Below are 10692 nucleotides of genomic sequence, written 5' to 3'. Positions count from 1 at the left end.
AAGTAAAAACACATATTTCCAGCACTCTTTACATGAGGTGTAAATTTTGATAAAGTAATATGGGATTAAAGGTCCATTTTCTTCTGACAATGTACTATTAATATAACGGATAATAAATCTTGCAAAGGAGTTGTGTATTGGATGGGAAGCTTACTTAGTAATAAAAACATATTGGTTATGGGAGTAAGAAATAAGTGGAGTATTGCTTGGGGTATTGTAAAGGCTGCTCAGGAGGAAGGTGCAAACATAATAATTACATACCAAGGTGAAAGAGAAAAGGCCGGAGCAGAACAGCTTGGCGCCGATTCCATATTTCAGTGCGATATAGCCTCCGACGAGGAAATAGATAATCTGTTTGCCGCTATTAAAGAAAAATACGGTGTACTCCATGGAGTAGTGCATTCCATAGCTCACGCAAAGACAGAAGACCTTCAAAATGACTTTGTCTACACCTCCAGAGACGGATTTGCCCATGCTTTGGACATCAGTGCATACTCCCTGGTAGCTGTGAGCCGCGGAGCAAAGGACCTCATGACAGAAGGCGGAAGCATCGTGACTTTGACATACATGGGTTCTGAAAAGGTATTCAGGGGATATAATGTAATGGGTGTGGCAAAGGCCGCCCTTGAAACAAGTGTAAAGTATCTTGCTTCAGACCTTGGTGAAGCCAATATTAAAGTTAATGCAATTTCAGCTGGCCCTGTAAAAACACTCTCTGCCAAGGGTGTCAAGAATTTTGGTGATATTCTGGATACCGTTCCTCAGAAAGCACCTCTTAAGAGAAATATCACCCAGGAGGACCTTGGAAAAACAGCCCTGTATCTTTTAAGCGACCTTTCCAGCGGAGTAACCGGTGAAGTAATTCATGTGGACAGTGGCTATAACATTATGGGTATCTAATATATAATATTAAAAGCTCAGAGACTTATTTGTCGCTGAGCTTTTATTTTATTATTTATGCAAACACCTTTAATGCCTTATTTACAAATCTTACCTCTACAGGAAGAGCTGGTCCTTTTTCTCCGTCAATACTAAGTATTATCTCCTTTGAGCTCTTTATAGTACAGCGGTCTGTCCTTATGGTAACCACATTCTTGTCACTTGGCAACTCATTGCTGATAACTTTATAGAAAATACCGGCAAGCTCTATTTTCCTGCAGTCTTTAATAATGACAATATCCATAAGTCCATCGTCATAAACTGCATCCATAAGGTTGTGAAAGCCCCCTGCCTGGTTTCCATTTAGAATAAAGAAAAGAAGAATATCGTCTTCAAAAACTTCCTTATCGGTTTCAATAGTCACCTTAAAGGGCTTCATATTTGCCATTTCACTCAGCGCCTTTAGATAATAAGCAAAAGCACCCAAGTTCTTCTTAAGCTCGCTATCGGTACTAAAGGATACATCCACAAAGACACCTCCTGCGCAAGAGCTCAAGAAATAAGTCCTCTTATCTACAACTCCCACATCCACATCCACTGTCCTGCCTCTTAGAATGATATCCACACACTCTTCAATCGATGTCGGGATATTCAGTATTGAAGCAAAGTCATTACAGGTTCCCGCAGGAATAATTCCCATAGGTATGGATAGGTTGTTCTCCATTAAAATATTGCAGATAAAGTTCAGTGTGCCGTCCCCTCCCGAGGATATTACAAACTTGAAAGAACCATCTGTCATTAAGCTGGTAATATTTTTCTCGCACCCCTCCATAATTCTGTAAGGCTGAAGCAGAATACCTTCCTGCTGAAATCTCTGTATGATAAAATCCAGTTTTTGAATTATTCCTCTATCGCCTGAAAAAGGATTATAGACCAATAATGCTTTATCCATAATACCCTACCTTCTTTTATCTTTCAAAAGCCGTTATATTACAGCATTCTTTCCTATTGTTATCGGGAAATTAGCCATCCCCTTTAATTTTATTCCCCTTGACAAGTACACATTCTTGTCTATAATTAGGCTCTCAATATCTACACCTTCTTCAATTATTGAGTCCTGCATTATTATACAGTCTTTTACCACAACGTTTCTTTTTATTGTAACTCCACGGAACAAGACGGAGTTTATAACGGTTCCTTCTATAATACATCCATCGGCTATTATAGAATTCTTAACCTCCGCTTCCTCGTTATACTTAGCAGGAGGTTCATCCTTCACCTTTGTATACACCTTTCCATGCTCTTCAAATAGCTGATGTCTTATTTCCGGATTCAACATTTCCATATTAATCCTGTAATAAGCATTTATAGTGTTTAAATTCCTCCAGTAGCCGTCAAATCTATATCCGTAAATGTTGAGGGAATTAAGCTTGTTTATAATAACATCTTTTACAAAGTCGTATTTTCCGTGGGAAATACACTCTTCCAAAAGAGCGATTAAAAGCTCCCTCTTTAATATATATATGCCCATTGAACAAATAGTTGATTGGGGATTTTTATGCTTCTCCTTAAAGTCAACTACCCTTCCGCTATCATCCATTTTCATTATACCCATGTAAGAAATCTCTTCTTCAGGGAAATCTCTCATATCCCTGTAGGCAATTGTAATGTCGGCATTATTGCTTATATGGTAATCCAGCATTTCATCAAAAAGCATTTTGTATACACAATTTCCCTGGGCAACAACAACATACTCCTCGTAGCTGCGCTTTAAAAAGGTGATATTATGGTACATGGCATCGGCACTTCCCTGATACCATCCCGAATGTTCTCCCGCGAGGTACGGAGGAAATACAAATAGCCCTTCATTTCTTCTATCCAAATCCCACTCTTTTCCTGAGCCTAAATGGTCCATAAGGGATCGGAAGCTATATTGGGTGAGTACACCAATATTCGTTATGCCCGAGTTAACCATATTCGATAATACAAAGTCTATAACCCTGTACTTTCCTCCTATAGGCACGGCGGTGGTTGAACGCATCTCTGACAATTCTCTAAGCCTGTCGTTTTTTCCGCCGGTAAGTATTATACCCATTGTACTTTTCATTCGCTCTCTCCTCCCTTTAAAGCACTTTTTCCGGACTCGACATTCAGTGAGGGAAATTCTTGATCGGTTATATATGAATCTATCATAACATTCTTGCCTATCTGGCATCCATCAGGTACAGTAGCCTTTTCGCCAACCACCGTTATTCCTGAGTCGTATAAATTCGGTTTCAGTTCATTGGGTATATTTTCACCGATTCCCATCTTTACATTATTCCCAATCCTTGCACCTTCTCCGATAATACATTTATCTATTAACGAATTCGAACCAATGACACTGTCGGTCATGATTATAGAATCGACAATCTCCGTTCCTTCGCCAACATAAACACCCGGAAATAAAACAGAATTCTTTACACTACCATATATCATGCAGCCTTCAGCAACAATGGACTTTTTTACACTCCCGGTGGGGCCTATATAGTGAGCCGGTTTTACCGGATTTGGAGTATATATCTTCCATGCGGGATCAAAAAGGTTGAAGTCCGGCACCCTGCTTATAAGGTCCATATTTGACTCCCAGTAGGCCTGTATGGTACCTACATCCCTCCAATATCCGCTGAATTTGTATGCCCACATGTTTCTGCCTTCTCCCAGCATCAATGGTATGATATTCTTTCCAAAATCGTGAGCTGACTCCAAGTTCTGGTCATCTCTTATAAGGTATTCTTTCAAAACTTCCCATGTAAATATATATACTCCCATAGAAGCAAGATTGCTCTTTGGATTCTGCGGCTTTTCTTCAAACTCATATATTTTCCCATTATCTTGGGTATTCATTATTCCGTATCTATTTGCCTCTTCCCATGGAACATTTATTACCGATATGGTTGCATCAGCATTATTCGCTTTATGGAAATCTAGCATTTGAGAATAGTTCATCTTATAGATATGGTCACCCGAAAGAATTACTACATACTTCGGAGAATACTTATCAACATAATGGATGTTCTGAAAAACTGCATTTGCCGTTCCCTTATACCATTCGCCTATTTCTGCCTTGAGATAAGGTGATAGTATTGTAACCCCTCCATTTATCCTGTCCATATCCCATGGTTTTCCGATTCCTATATGTGCGTTGAGCTCAAGGGGCTGATATTGGGTTAGCACCCCCACCGTATCAATATCCGAATTAACACAGTTGCTAAGAGAGAAATCGATTATTCTATACTTTCCTCCATACAGTACAGCAGGCTTTGCAATATTCTTTGTAAGTACACCCAATCTACTGCCCTGACCGCCAGCAAGCAGCAAAGCAATAATCTCCTTGTTATGCATTAAATCCCCCACCTCGATTGTTTAAAGTATATTTTATTAGTCCTTATTGCTTTTTCGTCAAAAATATTAAATTTGTTTAATGATATGGAAGTGCAATATAGACGTTAATCACTGTAATATATTCTATATCGCAACTGGTAATCCTTTAAAATATACATAATTATTTTAAAAATATTCTCATTAATTAATTTATAAGGGACTAACATCTTCCAAATCAATGTTAGCCCCATATAGAATTGTCAATTGTCATCTTACGTTCATGCGTTTATACAATTTTTCATTTATCTCAACATTAGCTTCCTCAACAAGTCTATCTATATACTCTTCATAATCCTTCTCAACCAACTCATCTAAAAGCTCTTTCTTGGCATCTTTGTATGATAGATAACCCGTACTTTTCTTCTCTTTACACAGTATCAGAGCAAAATCAGTCCCTCTCTCAATTACCTCACTAACCTGGCCCGGCTCCAATTCCACTGCTTCTGTAAGAAGTTCGGGGTATGCAACATCCTTTGCCATCTGTTTTTCCTTTGTAAAGGTAAGCTCAACCACACTACCTTTTGCATTATACTCGGATGCAACTTTTTCAAAAGGCTCTCCGCTGTCAATCCTCTTTTTTGCCTCCTCAATTCTAATCCTTGCTTTATTCTTCAGACCATCACTAATAATCCCTTTATCATCCGCAAAACTGATGGTTATTGTCTGAATCTTTATATTGTCCGGAAGCCTAAACCTTGTCTCCTTCAGCAAGCTATACATACCCTCAAGCCTGTCTTCCGGTATTGCCAGTTCTTTTTCCTTTAGCTTCTCTTTAAGTTTTAAAACCATATTGTCAAAAGAGTATTTGAAATATTCAAACTCTCCATAGTTATCCGGTCCGTATACTATCTTATTGTTTTTAAGCGCATCCTTTCTCTGTCGGTTTTCATCCTCTAAATCCTTCAGGAAATCTCTATAATCAGTACTCTCAATAATTCCATTTTCTTTTGCAAGTATTTGTTGAACCTTTACTTCTATAATATCATTCAGTGCCTTCTCTCTTGCCAACTCTACCGGTACTTCACCGTTGTAGCTGTTGGTCCAGAAGTTCTGCTTAGATTCAGATCCATAATTTTGATTAAAATAATCAATCACTTGTGTGGTATTGCTCTTAAGCTTCATTTTATACTCTCTGACATAGACGGGTTCACCGTTTACCGTAGCAAGTTTCGAAAAGTCCCCATATATTAAACCAGTATGATATGCAACTAAAACTGTTAACGCAGCAGATAGCACAAGTATACCCGCTAATAGCAGGATGATGTGCGTTCTAACGATAGGCTTTTTGCTTACACTCGTATTATTCCCCATCATCACCAAACCTTCCCAGAATATAATCTCATGCCGTATAATAGAATTTATTCTTAAGCTTCTGTATAAATTATATAGTAAATTGGCATGGTTCACAAGACAAATTTCCAGTACCCAGTTTTTGGTGTGACTATAACCTTTCGTTAGGTAATATTAATTTATTGGTCATCAAAACTTTTCTTGTACTCTGCAGGACTCAACTTCGTATACTTTCTAAATAGTCTGCTAAAATAGCTTGCTTCTCTATAACCTAGCATTTCACTTACCTCATAGGTCTTATAATTTCCTTCTCTTAGAAGCTTTTTCGCCCACTCCATTTTTACCTTGGTAACATATTCCAAAAAGTTGTATCCCGTCTCCTGTTTAAACAGAGAGCAGAAATAGTTTTTGCTTATGCTTAAATAATCGGCTATTGTCATAAGAGTTATTTCCTGCTCAATATGGCTTAAAACGTACTCACAAGCTTTCTTTATCAAACTGTTGCTCTGGGCAGGCTTATACTCTTGGACTACGCTCAAAAGTTTTGTCACAAAAGTCATAAATAATTCCTTTATTTCATCTTTGGATGAAAATCCGGAAAAATCAACATTATTAAATTTGCTAAAATCACACAACTTGTTAATAAAATCATACTGCATATCAATAAAGTTGGATATATTAATAACCAACTGATTGGCAGCGAAAGCTATTCTTTTGAGATTATCCCCCGTCCCAATTGCAATATCGTCAAATATATTCTCTGCAAGTTTTAATGCACTGTCATCTCCGGCCATTATATACTCTACGAGCATCTTTTCCCTCTCCGCAGGGTATAAGAGGTTTTGCTTTTCGTTATAGTCAGTCTTTATATGAATGACTCTGTTTCCACCCAAAATGTACTTATGGCGAAGAGCTGCCTTTGCCCCCATATAACTTAGGCTTATATCACTAAGGCTCAAAGATGCACCGCCAATACCGATGGTTGCACGCATATTGGCATCCTGCTTTATTTCCTTCAATACTCTCTCAAAAAAGTCCGCAGTCATTTCCTCAAAGTCTTCCAATTCCTTTGCAGACACCGACTGGAGGATAACACTTATTAAGCCTATGTCCATTTCCACCATATTGCATCTTAACTCAGGAAATTCTTCTAAGACATCCGAAATTATTTTTCCGACTTCCTTGATCAAGTTATCGAATCTTCCGCTTTTTATCAATTCTCTGGAATCGGCATCAAAGTTTCCGATTTCTATAATGCCGACCTGTACCATACCTTTTTGAAGACTGATATTGTACTCATTTTGAATATAATCAAGCTCTTGAAAAGGAAATTCCTTACCCCTTAACAAATCCTGTAAAATTTTCTCTCTAGAGAGGGAAAGGTTAATTTCCAGCCTTTCTTTTAGATTTCTGTTTTTTTCTTCCTCTATTCTTTTATTCATAAGAGAGTCATGCGCCTTTTTCAGCACATCAATCACTTTATCCTTATCTATTGGCTTTAATATGTAATCATATGCTCCCAAAAGAATACCTTGCTTAACATGAGCCACATTATCCGCGTCACTTAATAGAACAATCATGGAAGAAAGATTATATTCTTTTATAGAATTGAGCAATTCTATACCATCCATCTTGGGTATATCTATATCAGAAATTATAAGATCAAGCTTATTATACTGATTTAACTTATTCAACGCATCAATTCCATCCTTAGCTGAGCAGATGAGATCAAACCCCAGCTTTCCCCATTCTATTTCAATCTCAAACCATTCTCGGATTTTAGGATCATCGTCGACAATCATAACGCCAAACAAAATCAAATCCTCCTTTATTAAAACCATAGCTTAAAGCAGCATATCAACAATTATATGTCAAAAAGTTTTAAATACTTTTACAAAAAAACGAAAACACCCATTTATAAGAAATGCAATTATAAATCACTACATTATCAATTCAGATATTTGCGGCAATTTATATAATACCATAAGACTAAATACCTAATATGAACCAATCATAAGTTAATATTAATACTATATCAACTGCTTGTCAAATGTTTTGTTTGGGCATTTAATGGGATTAACTCAATTTGTCTTCAATAATAAGTTTAATGATTCGGGCAAATTAATCCTAATATCAAATGTGTGTTTTAAGCAAAAAAAGAGGCAAATTAGCCTCCTTTTATCGATTATCATAGCTATCCTTTATCTGCATTGCCAATTAATTATACAAGACTGATACTATTTTTCACTTGAAGTTTTTTTAGTTCTGCCGGAAGCAGCAGTCTTTTTTGCCGATGCCGACTTTGTTGCAGTACTTTTCTTTGACGCTGCAGACTTTGTCTCACTTGATTTTGTTGACTTGGTACTTGCCTTCTTTTCAGTCTTCTCTTCTTTGCTGACTATCTTTGCAGCCTTTGCAGCTTTTTTGGAAACCTTGAAAGAATAGTTCGCCCAAGAGTTGTTATCCCAATTGTCTCCACTATCCTTGAATGCTATATTCAAGTCATCCGAATGGTCGATCTTAATAGTAGCTTTGAAGACGTCATCATCTCTCTCCATAGGTATAAACGCCTTGTCATCCCAATTCTCACCGTATCCGATATGGGCAAATACCGTTTCTGCTCCGCTTTGTACCAAAAGGCCTTTGTAATAGAGAGTTACCTCATCTCCAACACCTATGGTGCTCTTAGAGATCTCAACACCGTTATCCGCGTAATCCTGCTTTGTCCTAGCCATATAATTCACCTCTTCGATTAGATTTTAGTAATTTTAAGTTTCCCCTAAAATTATCGTCTGTGTAGCTTTCATCTACGTTATTATATGAAACTTGTTATTTATATTTTATGGCAATATTACAACTTACACTTTTATATTCGGCTTTTTCCTAAAAAACTTTAGTATTTAGCATTATATTGCTAAAATTATTACCCTTTGCATTCAAAAGAACTGTAAAATAACAGACAATGCGCAGATATCCAAGCTTTATTTATTTTTACAATTTCAAGTTTATTTTATTAAAAAAAGCTTTACACGTCAACCAATTCAAATAAAATATTCATTTTATTACTTTGATGTCTTGTCAGGCTTCATAAAAACATGCTGCCTCTAATTATTAATATGTGTATATCCCTTATGTTTAATTCATTATTTTTATTTTAAATAAATCAATTTTTCCAGCGTCGGATTAATTCCCAATATTTCCTTTAGTTTTTTATATTCTGCCAGTGCCCTGCTGTCGGACGGCTGAGTCTTAATTGCTCTTAACATAAGGTTTTTCGGCGTCTCAATCGGCGATATGTATTCCACAACGGAAACTTTATAACCCAAAGCTTCCAAAATCAGCGCTCTGATGCCATCGGTGATAACGTCAGCCATTCTCGCCTTTAGAATACCATGCTTTATTATCTGCTCAAAAGGCGGATATGAATACTGTTTTAAAATTTCCTGCTGGCAGCAGGGCACCATGACCATAGCTTTTACATTGTTGTTTACAGCCAAAGCAATAGCTTCATCGGTTGCTGTGTTGCAGGCATGAAGGCTTATAACCATATGTATCTTTTCCGATGCCTGATAATTTCTAATATCAGTCACTTTAAACTCCATATTGCGATAGCCGAGATTCTCTGCGATCCTTCTTGATGCTTCAATTACGGTATTTGAGTAGTCCAACCCTATAAAATAGCAGGGCTTTTTCAATACTTCCTTTATATAATAGTTCAAGACAAAGGTAAGATAGGACTTGCCACATCCGCAGTCTAGAATTGTCAATGATTCATGCTCTTTGAAAGATTCCCGCAGCATATCATCGATGAGCTCCACAAAGTGATCTATCTGGTTGTACTTTCTTATCATGTCGTTCTTTATTTTGCCGTTGCTGCCCAATATTCCGATTTCCTTTAGGAGTTCATCGGCCTGTCCCACCTTGATGTAATAATCCCGGTTTGAAATCTGCGGAACTTCATTATGAGCCTGTATTGCCTCTTTCTGTTCCTTTACATCCCGGGTCTTCATCTTAACGTTTTTGTCATCCGCCTCGATAATAATTGTTGATCCTCTCTCTTCATAAGTAATGACAAGGCTGTCGTAGTTTTGCGCAATTTTCACAATTCTCAAGGAAAGCCAATTTGATTCCAATGTTTCGGTATTGCCGTTAAAACTCATCTTTAGTTTGGCATCATCCTGCAGGATTTTTGCAGGAAATTCCTTGGTTCCAGACTTATAAACCACAGTTATGCTTTTGAAAAATTCCCAGTTATCAATGAGTCTTTGCTCAATACCGGTTAAAAACAAGGACAGTTTATTTAAACTTTGCTTATTCATCCGCTCATACCACCTGTAAAAATAATACTCAATTTACTGTTTGAACCTCTTTGATGAGTAGAGCCTCCTCTTCGGTAAGCTCCCTCGATTCACCCAGTTTGAGGGTTTCATCCAGCTTTAGTCTCCCCATCTGAATTCTCTTTAAGTATTTTACTTTTTTCCCGACGGACTCAAACATTCTCTTTATCTGGTGAAATTTGCCTTCATGAATCACTATTTCCACCTCGGAGTAAGTATCCGACTTCAGTATAAAAAGCTCCGAAGGAAGAGTTTTATAACCGTCGTCCAACACAACCCCTTCCCTAAAGGCATCTACATCTTTCGTCGTAACATTTCCGTCGATGAGAGCATAGTACCTCTTGGGTACATGCTTTTTGGGCGAAAGCAGTTCATGGGCCAGCTGCCCGTCATTTGTCAGAAGAAGAAGTCCTTCGGTGTCAATATCCAATCTTCCTACCGGAAATAAGTTGAAGCATTTGTATTCATCCGGCAGGATATCAATTACCGTCTTTAGCCTATTGTCATAAGTTGCTGACACGACTCCCTGCGGCTTATTCATCATTATATAAATAAACTGCCGATATTTCAATATTTCTCCGGCTACTTCTATAAGGCTTTCTTTTGGGTCAACATGCATTCCGCTGTCTTTTATTATAATTCCGTCAACTTTTACCGCTCCGCATTTGACCAGTTGCTTTATTTCCTTTCTGGTACCAAACCCAAAGTTCGATAGTATCTTGTCCACCCTCTGTGTATCTTTCAATGCTCCACCTACCTCCAT

The 10692-nt window shown here is 37.6% G+C and carries 9 protein-coding genes; 1 reads left to right on the top strand and 8 read right to left on the bottom strand.

Annotated elements, in window-relative coordinates:
• The first annotated feature begins 141 nt into the window (after nucleotides 1-141).
• On the top strand, nucleotides 142-900 hold the full coding sequence (locus EFD62_RS12670) for an enoyl-ACP reductase FabI (RefSeq protein ID WP_069196183.1): 759 nt from the start codon (nucleotides 142-144) through the stop codon (nucleotides 898-900).
• A 55-nt stretch (nucleotides 901-955) separates the two neighbouring features.
• On the opposite strand, the gene EFD62_RS12665 is transcribed toward EFD62_RS12670, so the two are convergent.
• The 8 genes from EFD62_RS12665 to EFD62_RS12630 all read right to left on the bottom strand — a co-directional run bounded on the left by EFD62_RS12665 (nucleotide 956) and on the right by EFD62_RS12630 (nucleotide 10674).
• Nucleotides 956-1831: a YegS/Rv2252/BmrU family lipid kinase gene (locus tag EFD62_RS12665; protein ID WP_069196182.1), complete on the bottom strand. Its 876-nt coding sequence runs from the start codon at nucleotides 1829-1831 to the stop codon at nucleotides 956-958.
• A gap of 33 nt (nucleotides 1832-1864) precedes the next feature.
• Complete coding sequence (glgD, locus tag EFD62_RS12660) at nucleotides 1865-2986, bottom strand: glucose-1-phosphate adenylyltransferase subunit GlgD (protein WP_069196181.1); 1122 nt, start codon at nucleotides 2984-2986, stop codon at nucleotides 1865-1867.
• Nucleotides 2983-4263 carry a glucose-1-phosphate adenylyltransferase gene (locus tag EFD62_RS12655; protein WP_069196180.1) on the bottom strand — a complete coding sequence of 427 codons (1281 nt, stop codon included), beginning with the start codon at nucleotides 4261-4263 and terminating at the stop codon, nucleotides 2983-2985. Before EFD62_RS12655 ends, glgD begins: the two co-directional genes overlap by 4 nt.
• A gap of 246 nt (nucleotides 4264-4509) precedes the next feature.
• Nucleotides 4510-5616: a peptidylprolyl isomerase gene (locus EFD62_RS12650; RefSeq protein WP_069196179.1), complete on the bottom strand. Its 1107-nt coding sequence runs from the start codon at nucleotides 5614-5616 to the stop codon at nucleotides 4510-4512.
• 155 nt (nucleotides 5617-5771) lie between these two features.
• Nucleotides 5772-7406, bottom strand: coding sequence for a response regulator transcription factor (locus tag EFD62_RS12645; RefSeq protein ID WP_069196178.1), 1635 nt, complete (start codon nucleotides 7404-7406; stop codon nucleotides 5772-5774).
• A gap of 423 nt (nucleotides 7407-7829) precedes the next feature.
• Nucleotides 7830-8327, bottom strand: coding sequence for a carbohydrate-binding protein (locus EFD62_RS12640; RefSeq protein ID WP_069196177.1), 498 nt, complete (start codon nucleotides 8325-8327; stop codon nucleotides 7830-7832).
• Nucleotides 8328-8741: 414 nt separating this feature from the next.
• Nucleotides 8742-9911 (bottom strand): class I SAM-dependent methyltransferase, encoded by a 1170-nt coding sequence (locus EFD62_RS12635; RefSeq protein WP_128706232.1) that lies wholly within the window; start codon nucleotides 9909-9911, stop codon nucleotides 8742-8744.
• A 28-nt stretch (nucleotides 9912-9939) separates the two neighbouring features.
• Entirely contained in the window at nucleotides 9940-10674 is a 735-nt protein-coding gene (locus tag EFD62_RS12630) for a pseudouridine synthase (RefSeq protein WP_069196175.1), read from the bottom strand.
• Between the last annotated feature and the right edge of the window lie 18 nt (nucleotides 10675-10692).

It is taken from the genome of Acetivibrio mesophilus (assembly GCF_004102745.1).
Taxonomy (GTDB): Bacteria; Bacillota; Clostridia; order Acetivibrionales; family Acetivibrionaceae; genus Hungateiclostridium; species Hungateiclostridium mesophilum.
The sequence above is the reverse complement of the archived record's forward strand: the minus strand, read 5'-3'. Positions and strand labels throughout refer to the sequence as shown.